The 23,499-nt window shown below is 65.7% G+C and carries 23 protein-coding genes; 11 read left to right on the plus strand and 12 right to left on the minus strand.

The window, feature by feature from the left end; genetic code table 11:
- Positions 1 to 31: 31 nt before the first annotated feature.
- The 5 genes from BM372_RS09810 to BM372_RS09830 all read right to left on the minus strand — a co-directional run bounded on the left by BM372_RS09810 (position 32) and on the right by BM372_RS09830 (position 5,909).
- The gene (locus BM372_RS09810) at positions 32 to 1,072 is read right to left on the minus strand and encodes a LacI family DNA-binding transcriptional regulator (RefSeq protein ID WP_090954670.1); all 1,041 of its coding nucleotides are present in this window, start codon (positions 1,070 to 1,072) and stop codon (positions 32 to 34) included.
- A gap of 182 nt (positions 1,073 to 1,254) precedes the next feature.
- A complete protein-coding gene (locus BM372_RS09815; RefSeq protein WP_090954672.1) occupies positions 1,255 to 2,595 on the minus strand; it encodes a right-handed parallel beta-helix repeat-containing protein in 1,341 nt (446 codons plus the stop codon).
- Between the two features lie 27 nt (positions 2,596 to 2,622).
- Entirely contained in the window at positions 2,623 to 3,516 is an 894-nt protein-coding gene (locus tag BM372_RS09820; protein ID WP_090955086.1) for a carbohydrate ABC transporter permease, read from the minus strand.
- 161 nt (positions 3,517 to 3,677) lie between these two features.
- Positions 3,678 to 4,565: a carbohydrate ABC transporter permease gene (locus BM372_RS09825; protein WP_090954674.1), complete on the minus strand. Its 888-nt coding sequence runs from the start codon at positions 4,563 to 4,565 to the stop codon at positions 3,678 to 3,680.
- 63 nt (positions 4,566 to 4,628) lie between these two features.
- The gene (locus tag BM372_RS09830; RefSeq protein ID WP_090954676.1) at positions 4,629 to 5,909 is read right to left on the minus strand and encodes an ABC transporter substrate-binding protein; all 1,281 of its coding nucleotides are present in this window, start codon (positions 5,907 to 5,909) and stop codon (positions 4,629 to 4,631) included.
- Between the two features lie 337 nt (positions 5,910 to 6,246).
- On the opposite strand from BM372_RS09830, the gene BM372_RS09835 reads away from it, so the two are divergent.
- Positions 6,247 to 7,131 (plus strand): helix-turn-helix transcriptional regulator, encoded by an 885-nt coding sequence (locus BM372_RS09835; RefSeq protein ID WP_090955088.1) that lies wholly within the window; start codon positions 6,247 to 6,249, stop codon positions 7,129 to 7,131.
- Positions 7,132 to 7,199: 68 nt separating this feature from the next.
- Here BM372_RS09835 and BM372_RS09840 read toward each other — a convergent pair whose 3' ends face one another.
- Both BM372_RS09840 and BM372_RS09845 read right to left on the minus strand, forming a co-directional pair.
- A complete protein-coding gene (locus BM372_RS09840; protein WP_090954678.1) occupies positions 7,200 to 7,940 on the minus strand; it encodes an SDR family NAD(P)-dependent oxidoreductase in 741 nt (246 codons plus the stop codon).
- Positions 7,941 to 8,099: 159 nt separating this feature from the next.
- Entirely contained in the window at positions 8,100 to 9,140 is a 1,041-nt protein-coding gene (locus BM372_RS09845) for an NAD(P)-dependent alcohol dehydrogenase (protein ID WP_090954679.1), read from the minus strand.
- 171 nt (positions 9,141 to 9,311) lie between these two features.
- Between BM372_RS09845 and BM372_RS09850 the strand changes: the two genes are divergently transcribed.
- On the plus strand, positions 9,312 to 9,770 hold the full coding sequence (locus tag BM372_RS09850; RefSeq protein ID WP_090954682.1) for an Hsp20/alpha crystallin family protein: 459 nt from the start codon (positions 9,312 to 9,314) through the stop codon (positions 9,768 to 9,770).
- A 127-nt stretch (positions 9,771 to 9,897) separates the two neighbouring features.
- Here the strand turns inward: BM372_RS09850 and BM372_RS09855 are convergent, their stop codons facing one another.
- Entirely contained in the window at positions 9,898 to 10,443 is a 546-nt protein-coding gene (locus BM372_RS09855; RefSeq protein WP_090954684.1) for a hypothetical protein, read from the minus strand.
- A 214-nt stretch (positions 10,444 to 10,657) separates the two neighbouring features.
- Between BM372_RS09855 and BM372_RS09860 the strand changes: the two genes are divergently transcribed.
- Complete coding sequence (locus BM372_RS09860; RefSeq protein WP_090954686.1) at positions 10,658 to 11,251, plus strand: NADPH-dependent FMN reductase; 594 nt, start codon at positions 10,658 to 10,660, stop codon at positions 11,249 to 11,251.
- A gap of 34 nt (positions 11,252 to 11,285) precedes the next feature.
- On the opposite strand, the gene BM372_RS09865 is transcribed toward BM372_RS09860, so the two are convergent.
- On the minus strand, positions 11,286 to 12,113 hold the full coding sequence (locus tag BM372_RS09865) for a GAF domain-containing protein (RefSeq protein ID WP_090954688.1): 828 nt from the start codon (positions 12,111 to 12,113) through the stop codon (positions 11,286 to 11,288).
- Between the two features lie 243 nt (positions 12,114 to 12,356).
- Between BM372_RS09865 and BM372_RS09870 the strand changes: the two genes are divergently transcribed.
- Positions 12,357 to 12,617 carry a hypothetical protein gene (locus BM372_RS09870; RefSeq protein ID WP_090954690.1) on the plus strand — a complete coding sequence of 87 codons (261 nt, stop codon included), beginning with the start codon at positions 12,357 to 12,359 and terminating at the stop codon, positions 12,615 to 12,617.
- A 447-nt stretch (positions 12,618 to 13,064) separates the two neighbouring features.
- Here BM372_RS09870 and BM372_RS09875 read toward each other — a convergent pair whose 3' ends face one another.
- Entirely contained in the window at positions 13,065 to 13,682 is a 618-nt protein-coding gene (locus BM372_RS09875) for a TetR/AcrR family transcriptional regulator (RefSeq protein WP_090954692.1), read from the minus strand.
- Positions 13,683 to 14,095: 413 nt separating this feature from the next.
- On the opposite strand from BM372_RS09875, the gene BM372_RS09880 reads away from it, so the two are divergent.
- The 7 genes from BM372_RS09880 to BM372_RS09905 all read left to right on the plus strand — a co-directional run bounded on the left by BM372_RS09880 (position 14,096) and on the right by BM372_RS09905 (position 19,911).
- On the plus strand, positions 14,096 to 14,458 hold the full coding sequence (locus tag BM372_RS09880) for an ArsR/SmtB family transcription factor (RefSeq protein ID WP_090954694.1): 363 nt from the start codon (positions 14,096 to 14,098) through the stop codon (positions 14,456 to 14,458).
- Between the two features lie 145 nt (positions 14,459 to 14,603).
- Complete coding sequence (locus BM372_RS09885) at positions 14,604 to 14,852, plus strand: hypothetical protein (protein WP_090954696.1); 249 nt, start codon at positions 14,604 to 14,606, stop codon at positions 14,850 to 14,852.
- A 137-nt stretch (positions 14,853 to 14,989) separates the two neighbouring features.
- Positions 14,990 to 15,931 carry a LysR family transcriptional regulator gene (locus tag BM372_RS09890; protein ID WP_256214164.1) on the plus strand — a complete coding sequence of 314 codons (942 nt, stop codon included), beginning with the start codon at positions 14,990 to 14,992 and terminating at the stop codon, positions 15,929 to 15,931.
- A gap of 116 nt (positions 15,932 to 16,047) precedes the next feature.
- On the plus strand, positions 16,048 to 17,145 hold the full coding sequence (locus tag BM372_RS09895) for a tartrate dehydrogenase (protein ID WP_090954698.1): 1,098 nt from the start codon (positions 16,048 to 16,050) through the stop codon (positions 17,143 to 17,145).
- 111 nt (positions 17,146 to 17,256) lie between these two features.
- A complete protein-coding gene (dctA, locus tag BM372_RS09900; protein WP_256214165.1) occupies positions 17,257 to 18,630 on the plus strand; it encodes a C4-dicarboxylate transporter DctA in 1,374 nt (457 codons plus the stop codon).
- Positions 18,564 to 18,740, plus strand: a complete 177-nt coding sequence (locus BM372_RS21040; protein ID WP_256214166.1) for a hypothetical protein — start codon at positions 18,564 to 18,566, stop codon at positions 18,738 to 18,740. Before dctA ends, BM372_RS21040 begins: the two co-directional genes overlap by 67 nt.
- A 1-nt stretch (position 18,741) precedes the next feature.
- Positions 18,742 to 19,911 (plus strand): glycerate kinase, encoded by a 1,170-nt coding sequence (locus BM372_RS09905; RefSeq protein WP_256214167.1) that lies wholly within the window; start codon positions 18,742 to 18,744, stop codon positions 19,909 to 19,911.
- 37 nt (positions 19,912 to 19,948) lie between these two features.
- Here BM372_RS09905 and BM372_RS09910 read toward each other — a convergent pair whose 3' ends face one another.
- Both BM372_RS09910 and BM372_RS09915 read right to left on the minus strand, forming a co-directional pair.
- Positions 19,949 to 21,697: an acetyl/propionyl/methylcrotonyl-CoA carboxylase subunit alpha gene (locus tag BM372_RS09910; RefSeq protein ID WP_090954701.1), complete on the minus strand. Its 1,749-nt coding sequence runs from the start codon at positions 21,695 to 21,697 to the stop codon at positions 19,949 to 19,951.
- Positions 21,697 to 23,439: a 5-oxoprolinase subunit B/C family protein gene (locus BM372_RS09915; RefSeq protein ID WP_371261728.1), complete on the minus strand. Its 1,743-nt coding sequence runs from the start codon at positions 23,437 to 23,439 to the stop codon at positions 21,697 to 21,699. The genes BM372_RS09910 and BM372_RS09915 overlap by 1 nt, the downstream gene beginning before the upstream one ends.
- Positions 23,440 to 23,499: the final 60 nt, after the last annotated feature.

Raw genomic sequence — 23,499 nt, forward strand, 5'->3', positions numbered from 1 at the left:
CGCCGGGGAACCTCTGGGCAAGGTGAAGGTCTTAGGGTGCAGGCGGTGCGACGGAATCCCGTGCAACCAAGGGACATTCCAGGACTGTCGGATGGGCTGCGAAGAGCCTCAGATCGGTCTTCCCCTCGATGGCGTCAATGAGGTTCTCGGTGGCCCACGCGCCCATTTCGTAGTGCGGCAGGGCCACTGTTGTCAGGGCGGGGTGGAGGTTTTCGGCGATAAGCTGCTGGTTGTCGAAGCCGACGACGGAGACATCGTCCGGGATCTTCAGGCCCAGTTCAGCCGCCGCCCGGTATGCGCCCATGGCCATGCGGTCGTTGTAGCAGAACACGGCCGTGGGCCGGCTTTGGGGTTTCAGCAGGCGCAGGGCCGCCTGGTAACCGCCGGGAACTTCCGAGTGCTCGGCCTGTACGAGCTCGTCGTGGAAGGGCAGCCCGGCGTCCGCGAGTGTTTCTTTGAAGGCCTGCAGCCTGGATTGGGTGGCCGGGACGTCGTCGGTGTTGTTGATCATGCCGATGCGGGTGTGTCCGGCATCGATCAGGGTTTGCACCGCCGACCGCGCACCGCCGATTTCGTCCGGGATGACGCAGGAAACAGTTTGGCTGATGTCCTCGGAGTCGACCAGGACAGCGGGGAGTCCGGCGAGGTTCTGGGGGACGGCCAGTTTGCGGTGATACATGGTGGCGTACAGGATGCCGTCCACCTGCCGGTCCAGCAGATCCGCCACATCACTTTCCCTGGAATCCTGGGAGCTGTTGCTGGTGGAGTTGATGATCATGAGGTTGTACCCGCGAGCACGTGCCGTCTCCTCGGCCCCCAAAATGATCCGGCCAGCGTGGGGTGTGGTGGCGATTTCTTCGCTGATGAACCCGATCATGCCGGAACGTTGGGTGCGAAGGGCCCGTGCCAGCCGGTTCGGGCCGTATCCGAGCCGCTGCGCCGCTTCGTGGACCCGTTCCCTCGTCTCCACGCCCACCCGGGCGTAGGCAACGTCATTGAGGACGTGGGAGACCGTCGTGACAGAGACGCCGGCTGCGGCTGCCACGTCCTTGATGCCAACCGACTTGTTCATTCGTCTCCCACGTCCTTATGTTGATGCTGATTCTACGTCCGGGTAATAGCTGAGTGCGTTTTATTCGTCCCAGAGGCCGTTTCATACCTTCTTCGCGTGTATGCCGCCGAGGCCCTCGATGATGGCGATCCCGGGGTCTCGCCGGGACTGAGTGGGTTACTGGCCACAAGTGCATGTGCCGCCTAGAAACCGACCGTGGGTGTGGCCCTAAAGGCGTTAACAGCCCTATCTGCGGTAACTTGGGCGTCACTTCCGGAATCAAGGATCGTGTTCCGAGCTGATTCGGAATCGACCATGACGGCCGTAACGGCGAGGCCGTCCGAAGCCTCGGTCGTCAGCAGAGCGTCCACCTGAGCCGCGAAGCAGGAGTCACTTGACTTGGAGTGAACGTCCATCGCCACCACGTGGTTGTTGGAGACGAAGTTGCCGACCCCCGCTATCAGCCGGATGATGACTGGCGTCGCACCTGTCGGCCGGATGCTCTGTGAGTCGATGATCTGGGAGAAGTGGTTGCCGATGACAGAGTTGTTGCTGCCGCTGACGCAGAGAAGTCCGTGGAGGTCGTTCAGTCCGTTGTCGACTCCCAGGAAGGGCGTCCAGGGCTCATGGTCACGTAAGAAGTGATTCGTGGCCACGAGGTTCTCCGAACTATTCGCTGCGAGAATCAGCATCCCGGGGTAGAACGAATGCAAACGGTTGTTCGTGACGCTTGATCGCGTGACGCCGTCGAGATAGACGCTGCTCGCACCACGGGGGAAGACGTTGTTCGCGGTTATCAGGAGCCCGCCATGGTTCTGGGCGTAGATCGAGTGACCCTTGAAGCCTGCTCCGACCAAGTTGTCGGTGATCTTTGATGCCTGTCCCCACCCGCGCAACTCGATGCAGCTTCCGCATTCAGCGATGAAGTTGTTGTGAACGGAAAGCGCGTCCGCGTTGTAGATAGTGAGAGCGTTCTGAAGGTAGACGAACCCCATGCCGGTTACACGGAATGAGTCATTGGCGTTCGCGACATAGATACCGGTCTTGCCGTTGACGTAGGTGTTCTCCGGATGCATCCCCGAGCCATCCGAGTTGAAGTGCAACCCGTCGATGCAAAAGTTGGAGAACTCGACCGAGCTGATCCGCGGGCTCCCGCTTCGCTCAACGTAGAAGGCGGCTCCCGTGGATTCCTCCCCGTTTCCGCCGGGGAGAATGTCGACGAGAATGCGGCTCCCTCCGGGCCACAGCTCATGCAAGTCGGGCCATTCGTCTTCGGGAACGTTGAACCGGATGCTCGAGGACGTAAAGCCGTGTCCCGCGCCATGGATCCTGAGGAAGCTGATGTCGATCACCACCTGCGTACGAAGGTGATAGTCCCCGGGCGGAATGTAGATCACCGCGCCTGGCTTCCCTCCATTGTTCGCATCGGTGAACGTTTGCCGGTCCTTGATGTCAGCGATGATGCTGTTGATTACTTCACCGATGTCCTTGGCCGGATCGCCAACGGGCCAGGTAGTCACGTCGTAGGAGTTGTTGCTTGACATAGGTTCTTCCCTTTGTGTTGTGGTTTCTCAGCCCTTGACGGCGCCGAGCGTCATGCCGGCGACGATCTTGCGCTGCAAGAGAAGTGTGAGGAGGATGACCGGGATCGAGTAGACGGCGGCCAGTGCCGTCATGGATCCCCAGTCGAGTCCGAACTGAGTCTGGAAATTCGCGATGACCACAGGGGTGGTCTGCGAACGGATGGCGGTCATCAGGAGGGCGAAGAGGAACTCGTTCCAGGAGGCCAGGAAGGCGAAGATCGCGGTGACTGCGATGCCACCGGAAACCACCGGGATCACGACCCGCCACAGGGCGCCGAGCCTGCTGCACCCGTCCACAGTGGCCGCCTCTTCAAGGTCATTCGGAACGGCTTCGAAGAAGCTGGACATGAGCCAGATGGACAGTGGCAGCGAGATGGTGGTGTGCGCGATGGACAGGGCGATCGGAGTGTCCGCGAGTCCCACGGAGGACATCATCGATGCCAACGGAATGCCGATGGCTACCGGCGGCACCATGCGGGTGACCAGTGCGGCCATGATGAACACCCGCCCACTCGGTGTCTTGTAGCGGGTGATCCCATACGCCGCGGGAACCGCCAGGACCAGGGAAAGCAGGGTGCTGATGACCGCCGTCTGGGCGCTGTTGATGAACGAGGCCAGAACTCCGCTGCGGCCCAGGGCATTGGCGTAGTTCTCCAGCGTCCACTCCTTGGGAAGGATGGTGGGCGGCACCGCGATGGTGTCGATCGGAGTTTTGAAGGAAGTGAACAGCAGGTAGAGGAACGGGAACCCGTACAGGACCATCGCCGCTGCAAGGACGATCCACAGCAGGATGCGGGTGCCGCGTTTGCCGGCTTCCAGGCCTTCGGCGTGGTGATTCCTACGGCGGGGACGGCCCGTGCCCGAGACTGCCGGAGTGGGCATTGTCGGCTCGACCGTCAGGGCTCCGGTGGGGGCAGCACCGGCAGTGGCACCGGACGCCTTGGTGCCGGTGGCCAGGATGGCCGCGGCGAGGCCCGCGTGCCGGGGGTAAGCCGGCGCTTCAGCGGCAAAACGGTCGTTGATGGGGGTTTCGGCGGTACTCATCAGTTGTCCTTCCCTGGGCGCCAGATGGTCGCGACGGCGAAGAACGCGACGCCGAGCATGGCCAGCAGGTAGATGGTGCCCATGGCGCTGGCCAGTCCTGGATCGCCGAAGCGGATCATGGTGCGGTAAATCAGCAGGCTCATGGTTTCGGAGGCGGACTGCGGGCCGCCGTTGGTCTGGATAAGGATGGTGTCAAAGGCCCTGGCTGCGTCGATGCCGCGCACAACCAATGCCACTGCGATGACTGGGCGCAGGAGCGGCAGGATGATGCTGAACAGGAGGGTTGGGGCCTTGGCGCCGTCGAGCCGGGCCGCCTCGATGAGGTCGCCGGGGATGTTCTGGAGGCCGGCGAAGAGGACGAGGCACATGAAGGAGGTGGTAAGCCAGATATCCGGTACGGCCACGGAGAACAGCACGATGTCCGGGTTGGAGAGCCAGCCGATCTGGTTGGGGTTCTGCAGGATTCCCGCCTGGTGCAGGAGGGTGCCGATGAGCCCGAAGTTGTCGATCATCAGGAATTTCCACAGCAGGCCGGCGACGATGGGCGCGATCATTAGCGGGTAGAGGAACACCGTCCGCCAGACCTCGGATTTCCGGCCAAGGGCCGTGAACAGAAGGGCCATTCCAAGCCCAAGGGCGAACTCAAGGGCGACCACCACGAGGGTGTAGGCCAGGGTGCGCCAGCCCCCGCCCATGAATGCTTCGGAGGCGAAGGCGCGGACGTAGTTGTCCAGGCCGACGAAGTCGCGGGGGCCCCCGGCGATCGGGGAGATCTTGAAGAGGCTGTCTGCCATGAGGCGGAACAGCGGGTAGGCCACAAATGCTGCCAGGAACAGGGCCGCCGGCGCCATGAGGTACAGGGCGAAGCGGCGATCGGAGATACGCACGGTTTTCTCTTCCGATGGTTGGGGCCGCGCCGGCACTAGTGGTTCGGTGCCGGCCGCGGAGTCTTACTTGAGGAGGTCCTGGATCTGCTTCTTGGCCTCAGCCAGGAGAGTGGCGGAGTCACCACCGGCGACGGCCTTCTGCAGCAGGGGCACCAGGACGGTATCGACGATCTGCTGCCACTTGGCAGTGGCAGGGCGCGTGGCCGTTGCCTGGCCCTTGAGGGTCTCGATAAGCGGCTTGAAGCTCCCGTAGCCCGCCTTGTCCTGGTACTTCTCGAAGGCCGAGATGCGCGAGGCCAGGCCGAGGCTGGATTCGATGCCCAGGTCGTTATGGTCATAGGCGCACTTGACGAACTTCTTGGCAGCGTCGCTGTTCTTGGTTGCCTTGGGCACGGAGAGGTACCAAGGGCCGGGAACACCGGCAACACCGGCGGAGCCACCGATCATCGGAGCGGCGGCGACCTTGCCCACGACCGGGGAATCCTTGGGGATCTGGCGGTAGGCGTGGGCCCAGAACCGGGTCATCGCGGTCTTGCCCTGGTTGAACAGGTTCTGCGCAGCGGCCCAGTCCACTTGCGCGGCACCCGGAGGGGCGGACTTGACCAGGCTGGTGTAGAAGTCGAGCGCGTCCTTGTGCGCTGCGTTGTCGATCACCACGTTGTTGTTCTCATCGAGGACCATCGGGGAACCGGCTTGGAGGACATGGGCCAGCCATTCGGTTTCCACCCCGCCCTTCACGTCAGTGCCGTACATGCCGTCCTTCGTAAAGAATCCGGAGATGTCCTGGTACTGCTTCCACGTGGTCGGAGCAGCGAGATCGTAACCGTACTTGGCTTTGAAGTCGGCCTTGTTCTTGGCGTCCTCGAAGAGATCCTTGCGGTACAGGATGATTTCGGCATTGGTCCAGGCCGGCATGCCGATAAAGTGCCCGTCAACATTGGCTTCCTTTACGAGCGCGGGGAAGATGTCCTTCTTCGCCTCGTCGGTGAAGAGCTCGTCGAGGGGCTGGACCGCGTCCTTGAAGCTGGGAAGCCAGACGGAGTCCAGCGCGGCGACGTCGAAGGAGACGTTGCCGGAGGAGAACTCGCTGGAGAGCCTGTTGAACATGCCGTCGTAAGGCAGTTCGACGAAGTTGGCGGTGATGCCTGTATCTTTCTTGCACTGTTCGGCGACGCCTGTCAGTTCGGCGTGGCCACCGGCCTCGACGAGGACGTTGACGGTGCTCGCGGCGCTACCCGACGTCGCAGCCGGGCCCCCCGCGCCGCAGGCGGTTGCTGCCAGAAGCACCGCGGTGGACAGCCCGCCAAGAGCGGCGATCCGGAAAATCGTGGTTCGAGAGGACATCACTGTCGACTCCCTTTCATTTGGACGGAATCTACGGATGGGATGGGGCTCGGGAACTTAAGTCTCTCGGTGAAAAACCGTTTTGCCAAATCGACTTGGCAACACATTAGGGGCGGCTGCGGAGGCATGTCAAGCATCACATTGAAATCCGGTGGGCCCTTGACGACGCTCTGGCAGCCGCCATACGGGATTCGGTCCAGTGTGTCGGCATCCCGTGTGACCGTGGGCATGCCCAGTCCACGGGAGCGAGGGCAGGTAGGGGGAGGTCTGGTGAAACGGGGTCCAGCAGAACCTCTCAAGTTTCCCGGAAGAACGACGTAACGTAGTGATCATGACCATGAACAATCGCGCCGAGGTGCGGGAATTCCTCATCTCCCGCAGGGCGCGGATCACCCCTGAACAGGCAGGGATCGACCCGGTCGGGACGCGGCGCCGCGTCGCGGGACTGCGCCGCGACGAAGTCGCCCGCCTCGCCGGGGTCAGTGTCGATTACTACACCCGTCTGGAGCGCGGGAACCTGTCCGGCGCGTCCGACAGTGTGCTGGACGCTATTGCGCGCGCGCTCGAACTCGACCGCGCCGAACACGACCACCTCCACGACCTCGCCCGCACGGCCAACAAGGCCCCCCGCGTGAGGTCCAAGCCGCCGGCGAACACCGTGCCGCCAGCCCTGCAATATTTTCTTGACGCGATCACGGAAGCACCGGCGTTCATCACGAACAACCGGATGGACATCATCGCCGCGAACGCGCTGGGATTTGCGATGTACTTCGACATGTACCGTGGCACGTCACAGCCCGCGAACCACTCGCGGTACATTTTCCTTGACCCCCGGGCCCGCGATTTCTATCCCGACTGGGAGGGGGCCGCCAACATCAACGTGGCGATCCTGCGCCGCCAGGCCGGCCGTTTCCCGCATGACAAAGGCATTGCGGAACTGGTGGGCGAGCTGTCCATGCGCAGCGATGAGTTCCGCACCCGGTGGGCGGCGCACAATGTTCGCCGTCACTATTCGGGGACGAAGTCCTTTCACCATCCCGTGGTGGGTCCGCTCGAGCTGATCTATCAGCAGCTCGAACTGGAGGAAGATTCCGGCCAGTCCCTCACGGTCTACCCGGCCGTGCCCGGCAGCCCCACAGAACAGGCCCTGAAGCTGCTCGCATCCTGGGCGGCAACCGAACACGTCGTGGAGCGGGCCACCCAGGCGGTCAGCGCGCGCTGACATGCCGCACGCACGGGGGCATTACCCGCACCGGGCCTCCCGCGGGAATGTCCGCTGATGTTCCGCCGTTAGGCCAGCGCCTCGAGCGTGACGCCCGTGTGCTCCGCCAACTGCGCCAGCAGTGCCTCCTGGTACCGCTGATCCCGAACGGCCGGGTGCGGGGTATGGGTGCGCTGGTGATACCAGTAGCCCCCGGTGCTCAACGCGGCAGGGTCATTGCTGGTTGCCAACCACTCCTGGGTGCGATGTCCAAGCCGCAGGTCGTCGGGCGCTGACCGCCCTCCCATCCGGGTGGGCACCCACCCGGGGTCTACGGCGCTGCTGACAATGCGCGGCGCCAGGCGCGCCACCGCTGCCGACAGCGCGGTGACATGCAGCTTGCTCGTTGAGTAGGACGCCGTCGCGGAACGCCCTGTCCAGTCCAGACCACTGAACCCGGTGTCGCCGCCGCGGTGCATGCCGCTGCTCAGGTAGATCAGTCGCCGCGGCCCCTGGATCAGCGCCGTCAGCACGTACGGGGCCACAACGTTGACTGGCAACACCGCAGATCCGTTCAGCACGCCCGCGTTGTGGATGACCGCGTCAATCGCGCCGATCTGGTTCGCTTGCTCGGCCATCTGCCGGACGTCCACGGGATCGGCGAGCTCCGCCACGAGACAGTGCGCGCCCCGGTCCATGAGGTGCTTCACCGCCGCCATCCTCTGACGGGATCGGGCGTGCACGATCACGTCATGACCGTCGCCGAGCAGCGTTTCCGCCGTAGCGAGACCAAGCCCATCAGTGGAACCCGTGACCAGAACGCGCACCATGTCTGCTAACCCCCGTCGTGGTTGTCGTACTCGTTGCGGCCGCTGGAAGCGGTCGCTGGGAGCGGCCGCTCCCTGCCCAGTATCGCCCTCCTGCCACGCCACAGGTGAGGCCCTGCCGGAAAGGGTTTCCGACAGGGCCTCCTGGCGAAGACGCGGCGTTTAGAGGGTGGCAGTGTCGATCACGAAGCGGTACCGCACGTCCGACGCCAGGACGCGCTCATAGGCCTCGTTGATCTTGTCGGCGGGGATGACCTCGATCTCGGCGCCGAGGCCGTGCTCGGCGCAGAAGTTGAGCATCTCCTGAGTTTCGGGAATCCCGCCGATCATGGAACCGGCGAAGGACCGGCGGCCGCCGATCAGCGCAAACGCGTTAACGGGGAGCGGCTCCGCGGGGGCACCGACATTGACCAGTGCGCCGTCGAGGGACAGCAGTTGCAGGTAGGAGCTGATGTCGATCGAAGCGCTGACCGTGTTGATGATCAGGTCGAAGCTGCCAGCGAGCTGTTCGAACGTGCCCGGATCGCTGGTGGCGTAGTAGCTGTTCGCGCCCAGGCGCAGGCCGTCCTCCTGCTTCTTCAGCGACTGCGACAGCACGGTCACGTCCGCGCCCATGGCGGAGGCGAGCTTGACGGCCATGTGGCCAAGCCCTCCGAGCCCGACGACGGCGACCTTCTTGCCGGGGCCGGCGCCCCACCGGCGCAGCGGCGAATACGTGGTGATGCCGGCGCACAGCAGCGGTGCGGCGACGTCGAGCTCGATGCCCTCGGGGATGGTGACCACGAAGTCCTCGGTAACGACGACGTGGGTGGAGTAGCCGCCCTGGGTGACAGTTCCGTCGCGGTCGACGGCGCCGTAAGTACCGGTCATTCCCTTCAGGCAGTACTGTTCGTCGCCCTTCTGGCAGTTGGCGCACTCGCCGCAGGAGTTGACCATGCAGCCGACGCCGACCCGGTCGCCGACGGCGTGCTTTGTCACGGCGGAGCCGATCTCGGTGACGATGCCGGCGATTTCGTGGCCGGGAACCAGAGGGTAGGACTGGGGGCCCCAGTCGCCACGGACGGTGTGGATGTCGGAGTGGCAGATGCCGGCGTACTTGATCTCGATCAGGACGTCGTGCGGGCCGACGTCCCGGCGTTCGATGGTGGTGGGGACAAGGTCCTCGGTGGCGGACGGGGAAGCGTAGGCGTTGACGGTAGTCATCGTTCTCCTGTTTCGGTGGTTAGGTTTGTTGGAACCTATCTCTATGAAACCGGCTGTTGGCAAACCTAGCGAGGGCTCTGCTGAAACGGGTTATGCCAGACCCCCTCAAATCTCGGTGGGTTTCGTCGTAACGTGTCCTTATGGATAACCGAGCCGACATAGGAGGCAGGCATGGATAACATCTTCACGCGCACCGGTTTCGAAGTCCCCGAGCAGGTCCGCCGCTTCTTGCAGGGCGAGTCGGAGACAGGCCTCCGGATCGAGGAATACCGGGACGGGACCACGCTGGTGGTCAGAACCGATCTGCCCGGCATCGATCCCGAGAACGACGTCGACATCACCGTCGCCGACGACGCCCTGCACATCGAGGCCCGGCGCGAGGACCCCGGCCACCGGGATCAGCCCGGGTACCGCAGCGAGCTCCGATACGGGGTCTTCTCCCGCACCGTGCCGCTGCCCCGCGGGGCCGTCCCGGAAGGCGTGGAAGCCAGCTACGTCGACGGCGTCCTGGAAATCCGGGTTCAGGTTCCAGACCAGCCCGGACCAGCCGCCACGAAGATCAGGGTCTCCCGGGGCGGCTACCGCCCGCCGGAGCCACCGCAGTCCCCGGAGTCCCCGCAGTCGCTGTAAGGGGTGCACCTGACCACAACCGGGCGTTCGCACCCGCCGCGGAGACACGAAGTCCGTGACCTGTCCGGCCGTCCGGCCCCGGTTTGCCGGGGCCGGACGGCCGGTGGTCGCCATGCACTTCTTGTGACTAGCTCTGTTTCCTCAGGAGCCCCTTGTAGACGTTAGCCGGACGCTGCATCTCGCCGTGTTTGGCTCCCAGCACGATCACGGTCCCGGCGAAGGCGGGGATGCTCCACTGCAGGACCTTGAGCTGCTTCTGGGCCGACTGCAGCGCCGCCGGTGCATCGGCCCTGGGTTCGGTGGCACCCTCGGCGCCGGCCTCGGCCAACTCGTCGACCTTCTTTCCCAGGATGCCCGCGTACAGGGTGGCCGCCGCGCCCAGGACAGTCACTGCCGTCTTGTACACGGTCAGCCGGTTGACTCCGTGTTGGCTTGCCATCCGCTCTTTGTTTTCGGCAATGATGGCCACGCCGGCGAGGATGTGGGCGGCGAACGCGCCGGCCTGCACGGGCGCCCAGCGTCCCCATCCTAGGCTGGACAGGCGGGTACGCTCGGCCGGGTCTTTCGCCGCGGCGGCGGCACCGTTGAGGCCGATGGCACCCATTAGGGAGCCGCCGAACCACGCGGCGGCAGTCAGGTCGTGAACGGATCGGGCAATAAGGTTCCCTGCCATGACGTTTCTCCTTGCGATTCCGCGGTCGCCTTGCCGCCATGGCAAGGCACCGGCCGGGCTTGACTAGGGCGGATGTGCCCTGCGGTGGCCATATCAGACCCCGCAATGAAAGCCTACTTACTATCTCCGTCCCTGCCCAGCCCCCGCGGAAGTATCGCGCGGTCCGGGTTGTTGTTCTGAGTGAGTAGGAAAAGTCTCCGGAAAGGAGCCCGCCATGATTCGCATCGCTATCGTGCTCGGCAGTACACGGCCAGGACGCCTCGGAAAGGCCGTTGCCGATTGGGCGTATTCACGGGCAACAGAACGCGGCGATGCCACCTTCGACGTACTCGACGTCGAAGACTTCGGGCTCCCGATCCTCGACGAGCCGCTGCCGCCCTCCTTGGGCCGGTACAGCCAGCCGCACACCAAAGCCTGGTCCGAGGCTGTTGACCGATTCGACGGCTATATCTTCGTCACCGGGGAGTACAACCATTCGATCCCCGGGGCACTGAAAAACGCTCTGGACTACCTGTACAAGGAGTGGAACAACAAGGCGGCGGGGTTCGTCAGCTACGGAAGCAGCGGCGGCATCCGCGCCGTCGAACACTTCCGGGCAGTGGCCGGGGAGCTACAGCTGGCGGGCGTCCGGGCGCAGGTGGCGCTGCCCCTTGCTACGGAGTTCGAAAACTACCGCACTTTCGTACCGACGGCGGCCGCGGAGATGAATCTGCAGACCCTGTTTGACCAGGTGATCGCGTGGGCCGGCGCCCTGAAGGTCCTTCGCCCCGACCAATCCCACGGACACGAACCCGGCATGGCTGCCTGATCCGCGCCGGGGCCAGGCAGTCAGTCATGCTGTGCTAGGCGGGGCTCTCCACCTTCCGCCGCCGTCGGCGGACGGGGGGAGAGTCAGCGGCGTGTGGTGCCGGGGCGGGAGGACTGGACTCTGGCTCTTCCTGGCCCAGTCCCGCAACGGGGACGAGCACGGGGACCGTGGTATCGGCTGTACCGGCCAATTGCGGCGCAGGGCCGCCCGCGACTTTCCGAAGATAGTCAAGGGCTCCCGCTTCGGTGAACCCGTAGTCGCGCACCAGCGTCCTCAGTGCCAGGCCGGCCAGCACCCGAAGCAGCTGGGCCGAGGAGAGATCGGCAGTCCCGCCGTACCTGAGCGCCCACTCCTGGACCAGGCGCAGCGCACTGGACACCTGGCGGGCCAGCCGCGCCGCTGCGGTGATGTCCGCGCTGGTGAAGACGTGCGGCCACGGCGCATACAGGTTCACTGCAGCACAGAAAACATCTGCGGGGACCAGCGGTACCGATAAGAGCGACCGGACTCCCTCGGCAGCGACGGCGCTGGCATACCCGGGCCAGCGGCGGTCCAGAGACGTGTCCCCGACGGACACAAACTCCCCGCTACGAACTACCGTGCGTGCCGGCCCGTCGTCGAAGGAACGCTGCGCTTCGTCCGCGGCGCGCGAGGGCGCGCTACCCGCGACAAGGGTGGAGGTCTCCCCGGACCTCAGAATGGTGATCGCCCAGCTGATCGCCCGGCTGGGACCGCCGATCTCGTCGACGAGCTCACTGACCAGCTCGCTGAGGAACGCACCGACGACCGGGTCGTTGAAATGCGTGTCCCAGAAGGCAGCCCGCGGCTCGGGCCTGCGGTCTGTTGCAGCTTCTTGGGTCATGTTCCACGCTCGAGATCAAAGCACGTAGCTCACTGCTGAACCGATAGAAAAAGCATACGTCCGCGCGGACAGCTCCGCGCCACCCTTTTTGCGTCAACACCAGCGCGGCCCGCACACGGCGCTGCCGCCGGGGCGCAAGCAAGCGTCAACGCCGTGCCCAACGACACGGCGTTGACCCAGGCGGCCGCCGTCAGATCCTGAGGCGCTGGCGCGTCTGGTTGCGGCCGGTCACCACTTCCCGCCATGATGATGGCCCTTGTGGTGATTATGCCGGTGGCCGTGGTGATCCCAGAACCCGTCCTTGTCGTGCCTGCAGCCGTCTCGGCCCGTCCAGGTGCCGCGGTGGTCATTATCGCTGCGCCAGTTGCCATGGTCATCTCGCCAGCCATTGCCGTCGGCCCGGTTGTGCCATCGGCTTTCCTGGTCAAACCAGCCGTGCACCGTGTCATGACGGGTGGAGTCCCTCATCTGGTGCCGGTGCTGGAACGAGGACTGATCAAATGAGCTGGTGGTGGCAGTGGAGGCAGGGACGGCCGCGCTGGCCGGCAGGGCACCGGCACCCATACCCAAAGCCGCCGTCATGGCAGAAGTTGCGATAATGCGAAGAGCCTTATTCATGATCTTGTTTCCTTAACAGAAGCCTAAGAAGCCCGCTCCTAATTCCTCGCCGACAAACACAGGCAGGCACGGCGCCGTGGCCGGTTTTCGGGATCTGTTGTCGAGGTCGCCGGCGCAGGGCCGGGAAGCAGACGTTGTAAATCGTGGAGTTATCTCACCGAGATCTCTAGCCGGAAGTAGCGGCCAGCCCGGGTCGTATGAGCCGATGTCTCTCCGGAATAGTTGCTCGGAGCACCATTTAAGTCCATTCCGTGGCGAGGACCGTGAGTAGGGACTAAAGACCCTATTTGGTTTCAAGTCCGTCGGAGGCCAGGGACAACCGAAACCTCGGCCCTATAAGCTCCGGTGATGCTCGATCAGCCAGCGGGCCATCTGCTGGGCGCGCTTGGATGCGAGGAGATCGCCTTCGCTCGCCGAGATGATGGAGCCCTTCATCAGGATGTGCCAGGAGCGTGCAAATTCCTCGGGGCGGTTCAGCCTGGCTTCCTCGGCCAGTGCTTGGATGTGGCCCCTGATCCTGCTGAGGTATCCGATGCTGGCCTGCCCCAAGGGGTGTTCCGGACCCATCTCCAGCAGGACGTTGATAAAGGTGCACGCCTCGAAGTCATCACGCTGGAACCAGTCCCCGAAAACATCGAAGATCGCGAGTAGCTGTTCCTCGGCTGTGTCGCCGCGGCGTCTGGCCTCGGAGACGATGAGATCCACAGTCCAGACCTGGTCGCGCAGATCCAGGAAGGCAAGCACCAGCGCATTTTTCGACGGAAAGTGCCGGTAGAAAGTCGCTTTGGAGACTCCCGAGCTGTCGATCAGCTCATTGACACCGACACTGCGGATACCACGGCGCGAGAACAACTCGTACGCTGTGGCGAGAATGCGGTCTGCTGGATCATCGCGGCCAGCCATTGCCGCGGCGGGCAACAACGTGGGACTGGCAGCTTCGTTGGCGGTCATCGTAAGAGAAATTTTACACCTGCCCCGCGGCAGCAGGCTTTGTGTCCAAGGAAGAACCCCCAGTCTCCCAATGCCCGGGGGTTCCTCCGCAACCGGACGAGAATCATTCTGCTCCGGTGACGCCGTTGTCACCGGGCAGCCTGAATCCATCTGCAAGATGCCGGCCATTCGCAGGGCGGAATCCAATTGATGAATTCATGAAAGTCTGAACTACGGTCGCTGTCTGCGCAAGGGGTGGCCCCCCGTCATGCCGCCATCGGCGACAGGAAGGACGTCCCGCGTTAGGATGTAGGTGGCCGAGGGTGGGCTGGACAGCCGGGGAGACAGACTTTTCTGTCTCGCTCGCGCAAGTTTCCTCGGACGGGTTGGGCACAGGTCCTGGGTGAGGAATATCGAATGCGAAGGAGAGGCCCATGACGGATGACGTGCCCGCAGGTCTTGTCATGAGCGATGTGAAAGCCGAACTATTCAAGGCAATGGGCCACCCTGCACGGATCCAGCTCTTGGAAATGCTTGCCGACGGCCCCGTCGCCGTGAGCACGCTGCGCCAGAACACCGGACTGGAGCCTTCCAATCTCTCCCAGCATCTCGGCGTGTTGCGCCGCCAGCGCCTGATTGTCCCGGCACGGCGGGACGGGCGGCTGTTTTACGAGCTTGCCTGCCCCGGGGTGAGCGCCCTGCTGGGCGACGCCCGCTCCCTGCTTGGAACGCTCCTCCGCACCGCCAGCCTGCCCCTCCCGCTGAGCGCAGCGGACAGGGAAGATGCTATCCGGTAAGTGCGCGAGTTCCATGGGGGCGAGACAGACTGGTCGGTCCTTCGATATTATTTTGGGTGACCGCCGGGTGCGGCCCGTTATCGGGCGCCAAAACGCTTCCCGGCTTAACTGCAATGAAGCAGAGACGGAACTGGAGGACCACCCCGTGATCGATAGTGAAATCCTGGCTGTGGAAGCGGCCGCCGCGCGGCTCGAATCATCACACGCCGGCGAGGAGAACAGCGAGGAGAAAGCGGCCCGCCTGCAATCTGCCGTGGCCACCGCCGTCACGCACGGCAAATCCATCAAGGATGTGGCCGAAGCGGCACACCTCACCGCACTCGAGGTGCTGGATGCGGCCGACGCCGTCACCTACGCCGGACCCGTCGCGAACGCGCCGTCGGCAGCATTGTGATCCTCCCCCTCGCGCTGGGATGACCAGCGGCTGAGAGGCGTAGGCTATTTATGCTTGAGCGCCGCGCGCTTTTCCACCCCGAGGGCCGACTATTGCCGCGCCGTAAGCCCATGGACGGGAGAGGTTAAGGAGCAGGCGTGGACACGCGAAAGCTGAAGTATTTCCTGGCGGTCGTTGACCACGACGGATTCAACCGGGCTGCGGAGCATCTGCTCATCGCTCAGCCGTCCCTCTCTCAGACCATCGCCTCCCTGGAGAAGGACCTCGGCGTCCCGCTCTTTCACCGTATCGGCCGCCGCGCAGTCCTCAATGAAGCCGGCAAAGAGCTCGTGGGACCGGCACGGCTCGTGATGCGGGACCTTGACGCCGCGCAGTCTGCCGTCAAAGCCTTGCGTGGGGTGCGCAGCGGGCGACTGGACATCATCACCATGCCCTCACCTGGAATCGAGCCGCTCACGTCCATGATCGCCGGGTTCACCCGTGCACATCCGTCGGTCCGGCTCAACGTCAGCGCCGCATTCACGCCGGAAGAAGTCATTGAATCCGTGCGCAGCGGCAGCACGGAGATCGGCCTCGCCGGATCCCCCACACCGATCCGGGTTCCGGGAGTCCAGGTCCTGGAGCTGGAGCGCCAACCGCTGATCCTCATCGTCAATCCCCAGGCCGACACCTTCACCGCCGGCCCGGCCATTCAACGCGAGGACTTGGGCGGGCACCGGCTGATCGCAAGCCAGCGAGGATCCCTTATGCGCTGGCTGGTCGATGATGCGCTGGCTCAGGGCGTCAACACCGAAATCGTCGTCGAGGTCGCCCATCGGACCTCAATCCTGCCGCTGGTCTTGGCCGGCGTCGGCCACGCGGTCATGTCGTCCGCTTGGGCACAGACCGCCCACAAGGCCGGCCTGCGGACCCTCCTGATTGAACCGGTGTCCCATCTGGACGTCGCCGTCCTGAGCCGTCGGGAGGGCCTCACTCCCGCCGCCCAAGCCTTCCTGAAAGTGGCGCAATTGCACGTCGCCATGGGACCCGCGGACGGGAGCGCACATTCAGAAACGCCCGGCTGGCAGACCGATCAATAGGCGCAACCTATCTACGGAATTGGATCTTGGTCTTGGACGCAGGCCGACGCCGGACCGTCTACTTGAAGAGGACAAGCAGTGTGACGCTGCTTACACACTCAACGAGGAGACAGCACATGAGCACCACCCAGACATTCACCATCGCTTCGATTCCCGCGGACGGGGTCGGCAAGGAGGTTGTCTCTGCCGGGCAGCGCGTCCTTGATGCGCTGGCACGGAATTCCCTCGGCAAGTTCGCCTTCGAGTGGACCGAGTTCCCTTGGGGCTGCGGCTACTACGAAAAAACCGGGCAGATGATGGACCCCAAGGGCCTGGAGGCATTGAAGGACTTTGACGCCATCTACTTCGGCGCCGTCGGCTGGGAGAACGTCCCGGACCACATCAGCCTCTGGGGACTTCGCCTGAACATCACGCAGAACTTTGACCAGTGGGCCAACATCCGCCCGGTGAAGTTCCTCCCCGGCATTCAGTCCCCGCTGCGCAAGGCGGACCACACGGAACTCGATTGGATCGTTGTCCGCGAAAATAGCGAGGGCGAGTATGCCGGCCTGGGCGGACGGAACCTCAGCGGCCGCGGCCCCGGCAACGAAGTGGCCCTGCAGACCGCCCTGTTCACCGAAAAGGGCTGTGAGCGGATCATGCGCTTCGCCTTCGACCTCGCCCGCACCCGCACGGTGAAGAAGGTCTCCTCGGTCACCAAGTCCAACGCCCAGCAGTACGGCATGGTCCTCTGGGACGAGACCTTCGGCCGAGTGGCCCTGGACTACCCGGACGTTGCCACCGAAAGCGTCCTAGTCGATGCGATGAGCGCCAAATTCATCCTGCACCCGGAAGACCTCTCCGTCGTCGTCGCCTCCAACCTGAACGCGGACATCCTCTCGGACCTCGGCTCGGCCCTGGCCGGAAGCCTCGGCCTGGCAGCCAGCGCCAACCTGAACCCGGAACGCCGCTTCCCGTCCATGTTCGAACCGGTCCACGGCTCCGCCCCGGACATCGCCGGCAAGGGCATCAGCAATCCGATCGGAGCGATCGCCAGCGCCGCCCTGATGCTGGACCACTTCGGCCTGCACGAGGAAGCACGCCTGGTCGAGGCCGCCATCGAGCAGACCACCGCCGCTGGCCACCTGACGCGCGACGTCGGCGGCGAAGCCGACACCGATGAGGTCACCGACGCCATCATCAAGGCCCTGAGCCACGCACTGGCTGCCGTCTAGCCCGACCATGCTAGGGGCGGGTGGCGCCGCGTAACGCCGCTGCCCGCCCCGACTCAGTTCTGACATTTTTCAAGCAGCACTCCATTCACATTCCACAATGAGGTAGGAATCATGGGACACATCACCCCCGCGGTCACAGCCGCGGCAGCTAAGAACGCGGCCCCCAAGTCACGCTGGTACCGGCAGCTGTACTTCTGGGTATTGACCGGCATCGTCCTCGGCATTCTCGTGGGCTGGCTTGCGCCGGCCGCCGGCATCGCCCTGGAACCGATCGGCACCACCTTCGTCAACGCCATGAGAATGCTGATCGGTCCGATCGTGTTCCTGACCATCGTCGGCGGCATCGCCAGCGTCGCGGACCTGAAAAAGGTCGGCATGACCGGCCTGAAGGCCCTGACGTACTTCCAGATCGGGACCATCTTCGCCCTGCTCTTTGGCCTCGTCGCCATCAACATCTTCCGCCTCGGCGAGGGCGTCAACGCCGACGCCAGCACCATCAAGACCACGGACTCCGCGGCCAAGCTCATCGAGACCGGCGCCCACCAGGAGTGGTGGCAGTTCCTGACCCACATCATCCCCACCAGCATCGCCGGGCCCTTCGTGGAGGGTGACATCCTCCAGATCATCTTCATCGCCGTGATCTTCGGCATCGCGCTGAACGCCATGGGCAAAGTCGGGGCGCCCGTCCTGGACGGGGTCCAGCGCCTCACCGGGGTCATGTTCAAGATCCTGGGCTTCATCATGAAGGCCGCTCCCCTGGGCGCGTTCGGCGCGATGGCCTTCGCCGTCGGCAAGTACGGTGTCTCATCCCTTTCCAGCATGGGCGGCCTGATAGCCCTCTTCTACGCCACGTCGATCCTCTTCGTCGTCGTGGTCCTTGGAACCGTCATGGCCTTCCTGAGGCTGAACATCTTCAAGATGATCCGCCACCTCAAAGAGGAATACCTGCTCATCCTGGGCACCTCCACCGCCGAACCCGCACTGCCGGGCCTGATGCGCAAGCTCGAGCACGCTGGCGTCAAAAAGGAAACGGTCGGTCTCGTCGTCCCCACCGGCTACAGCTTCAACCTCGACGGCGCCGCCATCTACCTTTCGCTCGCCGCCGTCTACATCGCCCAGGCCACCAACACCGAGCTGTCCATCACCCAGCAGCTGGGCCTCATCGCCGTCATGCTGCTCACCTCCAAGGGTGCAGCCGGCGTCGCGGGCGGCGGCTTCATTGCCCTGACCGCCACCCTGGCCACCATCGGCACCATCCCGGCCGCCGGCATCATGCTGATCTTCGGCATCGACAAGTTCATGTCCGAATGCCGGGCCCTGGTGAACTTCACCGGCAACGCCGTCGCCACCCTGTTTATCGCTTGGGGGGCCGGACGCTGGACGCGGACCGTGTCCGCCGCGTCTTCAACGGCGAAGCCGTGGAACCGCTGCCCAGCGAGGATCCAACACCGCTCGACGAGTTCACGGACATCGCTGCCGACCTGACCGAGCACCACCACACACCCGGGGCCACCGACGCCACCCACGCAGAACCGGCCGCCGTCGACCTGGCGTCCAGCGAGGACCGCCACCCTGCCTACTCGAAAAGCGTCTGAAATGCCTGCCACCGCCCCGAAACGCATCCGAACCCTCATCGCCCCCGACAAGTTCAAAGGCAGCCTCACGGCCGGAGAGGTAGCTGACGCCCTGGCAGCAGGGCTCCGGAGCGCATCTTCCACCGGCAGGTCCGGGACGGTCCACTGCGAGCTGCTTCCCCTGGCGGACGGAGGGGACGGCAGCGTTGACGCCGCCGTCGCCTCCGGCTTCAGCCGGCGCAGCTACACCGTCGCAGGGCCCACGGGCCAGCCGGTCCAGGCCAGCATCGCGTTCGACGGGGTCACGGCTGTCGTGGAGGTGGCCAACACCTGCGGCCTCGGGCTCCTGCCGGGTGGAACGCTGGAGCCGCTGAGCGCTTCCAGCCGCGGATTCGGCGAAGCAGTGCTGTTCGCGCTCAGCCTGAAGCCGGCCAGGATCGTTCTGGCCCTGGGCGGAAGCGCCAGCACCGACGGCGGCATGGGAATGCTGACAGCCCTCGGCTACGTCTTCCGCGACGCCGAAGGCCGCCAGCTCTACGGCAGCGGCGGGGCACTGGCGCAGATCAGCAGCGTCCAGCGGACTGCCCTCCCCGAACTGGCCGACACCGAGCTCGTCGTCGCCAGCGACGTCCACAACCCGCTGCTCGGCACCCAGGGCGCTCCGGCGGTCTTCGGCCCCCAAAAGGGTGCCGGCCCCCAGGAGATCGCAACCCTCGACAAGGGCCTCGAACATTTCGTTGCCAAGATGACGGCGGCAGGGTTCTCCGACGCGGCGCGGCTGGCCGGGCATGAAGGCGCAGGAAGCGCCGGAGGACTTGGCTACGCGTGCCTGCTCCTGGGGGCAAAGCAGGTCTCCGGCGCCGATTACTTCCTGGACCTGCTGGGCTTCGATGCCCGCAAGGACAGCTGCGACGTCGTGATCACCGGCGAGGGCAGCCTGGACGAGCAGACGCTTGGCGGCAAACTGCCCGGCGGTCCGGATCCCGTACGATCATCGCCGTCGCCGGCCGCTCGCTGCTGCCGCAGGCACGGTGGTCCGAAATGGACCTCACCCGCGTCTACACGCTGGCCGAGTACACGGACCGGGACTCGTCCAAGGACCCCGAACTTTCCGCGGCCCTGCTCCGCCGGATCGGAAAGGACATCGGAACCAGCCTGCTGTAGCCGTTGTTCACAGGCTGCGGAGAAGTAGATGCCCGCCCGGGTAACCCGGGCGGGCGTTTGTGCGCCTAGCCGATCAGCGCCAGCACCGTCCCGGCGGCCACCACTCCCCCGGCCTCCGCGCGGACGTCCGTGACAGTGCCCTTCCGGTGCGCCGCGACCTGGGTTTCCATCTTCATGGCTTCAAGAACCAGGACCGGATCCCCGGCCGAGACCTCCGCCCCCGGCTCGACCAGCCACTTCACCACGGTCCCGGCCATGTCGGCACGCAGTTCGGCCGGATCCGCCACGGCAGCAGTGCCGTCGGATGCCAAGGTCACACCGCCTGGAAGCGTCCGGTTGGAACGTGCCCAGCCGTCCAGCAGATCGGCCGGCAGTCCGACGGCGAGTCGCCGCCCGTCGACGTCGACGGTGATGGTGCGACGTCCGCCGTCGGGGGCGGTGGTGCTGTACCCGGGGTCCGCTGAAATCTTGCCGGCGAAGTCGGTCTCGATCCAGCGCGTGTGGATGCGCAGGCCGTCCTCGGAGGCGAAGTCCGGGGACTCCAGCACGGCCCGGTGGAAGGGCAGCACGGTGGCCACCCCGGTGATGCGCATCTCGGCCAGGGCGCGGCGGGCGCGGCGCAGTGCCTGCTGCCGGTCCGCGCCGGTGACGATCAGCTTGGCGAGCAGGGAATCGAACTGCGGGGCCACGAAGGAGCCGGAGCGGACCCCGGTGTCGAGCCGGATGCCCGGGCCGGTGGGGCCGGCGAACTCGCCGATCGTGCCGGGCGAGGGCAGGAAGCCGCGGCCCACGTCCTCCGCGTTGAGCCGGAATTCGAAGGCGTGCCCGCGCGGCGCGGGATCCCCGGCGAGCCGCAGCGGCTCGCCGGCGGCAATTCTGAACTGCTCCTGGACGAGGTCGATCCCGGTGGTTTCCTCGGTGATGGGATGCTCCACCTGGAGCCGGGTGTTGACCTCGAGGAAGGCGACGGTGCCGTCGGCCGCGACCAGAAATTCCACAGTGCCGGCGCCGGAGTAGCCGGCTTCCCGGCAGACGGCCTTGGCGGCGTCGTAAATCAGCGTGGTTTGCTCCTCGCTCAGGAACGGCGCGGGCGCCTCCTCGAGGAGCTTCTGGTGCCGGCGCTGCAGGGAGCAGTCCCGGGTTCCGACCACCACCACGTTGCCGTGCCTGTCCGCCAGGACCTGCGCCTCGACGTGGCGGGGCCGGTCGAGGTAACGCTCCACGAAGCACTCACCGCGGCCGAAGGCAACGACGGCCTCGCGGACGGCGGAGTCGAAGGCTTCCCCGACCTCGTCGAGGACCCGGACCACTTTCATGCCGCGCCCGCCGCCGCCGAAGGCGGCCTTGATGGCGATCGGCAGGCCGTGCTGTTCGGCGAAGGCGCGGGCCTCGGCGGCCGCCGCCAGGGGGCCGTCGCTGCCGGCAACCAGCGGCGCACCGGCCCGGAGGGCCGCGTCGCGGGCGGTGATCTTGTTCCCGAGCAGCCGGATGGCGTCGGGGCTGGGACCGATCCAGGTCAGCCCGGCGTCCAGGACGGCCTGAGCGAAGTCGGCGTTCTCGGAAAGGAACCCGTAGCCGGGGTGGACGGCGTCCGCACCGGACTGGGCCGCCACGGCGAGGAGCTTGGGGATGTTCAGGTAGGTGTCCGCGGGCGAGTTGCCGTTCAGGCTGAAGGCTTCATCGGCGGCGGAGACGTGCAGGGCGTCGGCGTCGATGTCGGCATACACGGCGACCGATGCCAGCTGCGCGTCGTCGCAGGCCCGGGCTATGCGGACGGCGATTTCTCCACGGTTGGCGATCAGGACCTTGCGCATCAGTTACTCACTTCTTCGTCGGGGGCGGCATTTTCGGTGGCGGCTTCTGCCCAGCGGAAGCGGATCCTGCCGCCGATCGGGACCTGTGCGGCGAGGTCCAGCTGGGAGTCGACCACCACGGCGATCACCGGGTAGCCGCCGGTGATCGGATGGTCGGCCAGGAAGAGCACGGGCAGGCCCTCCGGCGGGACTTGCAGGGCGCCCGCCACGGTGCCTTCACTGGGCAGTTCGCCCTGGCGGGTGCGCTGCAGCGGTGTGCCCGCGAGCCGCATGCCCACCCGGTTGGACTGCGTTCCCACTTCCCACTCCTGCGCGGCGAAGGAGTCCAGCGCCGCCTGATCGAACCAGTCGGCGCGGGGGCCGGGAACGACGTCGAGGACGGTCACCCCGGTGCCCGGGTAGTCCGGCTGCAGTTCGGGAGCCCCCACGACGCCGGACTCGGCCTCTGCGCCGGCAGCCACGAGCTGCCCGGCGGCCAGCGGTGCAGGGCCGATCCCTGACATGGTGTCCGTGGAGCGGCTGCCCAGCACCGGGGCAACATTCACCCCGCCGCGGACCGCGAGATAGCTGCGGAACCCGCTCTGCGGCGCACCGACGCGGAGCGTTTCGCCCGCCAGCAGGGCGAACGGGGCGGCCATCGGCACCGCCCGGTGCCACGTTCCGCCGGAGCTGTCCGGCGCCGATTCGATGTCCAGGTCCGACGGCGCCCCGGTGACCGCGAGGACCTGGTCCCCGACGGCCCGAATCTTGAGCCCGCCGGCGACGGTCTCGATGACGGCGGCCGACGGCGCGTTCCCGACGAGGCGGTTGGCCCGGCGCAGTGAGGCCCGGTCCAGCGCGCCGGCGGCGGAGACGCCGAGGCCGGAGTGGCCATGCCGGCCCAGGTCCTCGACCAGGCTCTGAAGGCCCGGCGCAACGATCCGCAGTCCCGAAGCGATGTCCTGTCCTAAAGGGATGTCCTGTCCCGCGGCGGTGTCCTGCCCGGCAGCCGGTTCCGGCGTGCTGCCGGCACTCTCGGCGGAAGTCGCCACGGCAGGCGCGGCGGACCCTTCGGCGGGTTCCGCGGCGAGCGTGACTTCATCCCGGACCTGCCGGAACTGCACCCGGTGTCCCGGGGCGGCCAGCGCGGGCTGCTCCCGGTCCAGGTCCCACATCCGGGCGTTGGTGCGCCCGATCAGCTGCCAGCCGCCAGGGGAACGCCGGGGGTACACGGCCGAATAGTTGCCGGCCAGCGCCACGGAACCTGCGGGCACGGCGGTCCGGGGCGAGCTGCGGCGGGGCACTTCCAGCTGCTGGTTCTCCCCCACCATGTACCCGAATCCGGGCGCGAAGCCGGCGAAGGCCACAGTCCACACCTGGCCGGAATGGGCGGCGATCACGCCCTCCACGCCGAGCCCGGTGAGCCGCCCCACCTCGGCGAGGTCTTCGCCGTCGTACACCGTGTCGATGACCACAAGCTCGCCGTCGAGCTGCACGGGCGCGGTGAGGTCGAGCTGCAGCAGCCGGGCGGCGATGCGCCGGGCCGAGGCCGGGGAATCTGCCGTGACCAGGACGGTCTCGGCCGCGGCCAGGACGTCCTGCTGGCCCGGGAGCGGCTTCTCCCGCAGCAGCGCCTGCAGGGCAAGCACATCCTGGGTGCCGGAGAGCTCGGCCAGGACCGCGCGCGTTCCCACGGCCCGCACGGAGCGGACCTTGTGAGCTGCGGCCTCTTGTACCTTCAGGGGTTCCCCTGCTGTCTCAATCACGAGGTGCCTCAATCGTTGTTCCGATGAAATCATGCCGGCGGACAGGATCCGCTGAGG

The sequence above is a fragment of the Arthrobacter sp. ov118 genome (assembly GCF_900116495.1).
In the GTDB taxonomy this organism is placed as follows: domain Bacteria; phylum Actinomycetota; class Actinomycetes; order Actinomycetales; family Micrococcaceae; genus Arthrobacter.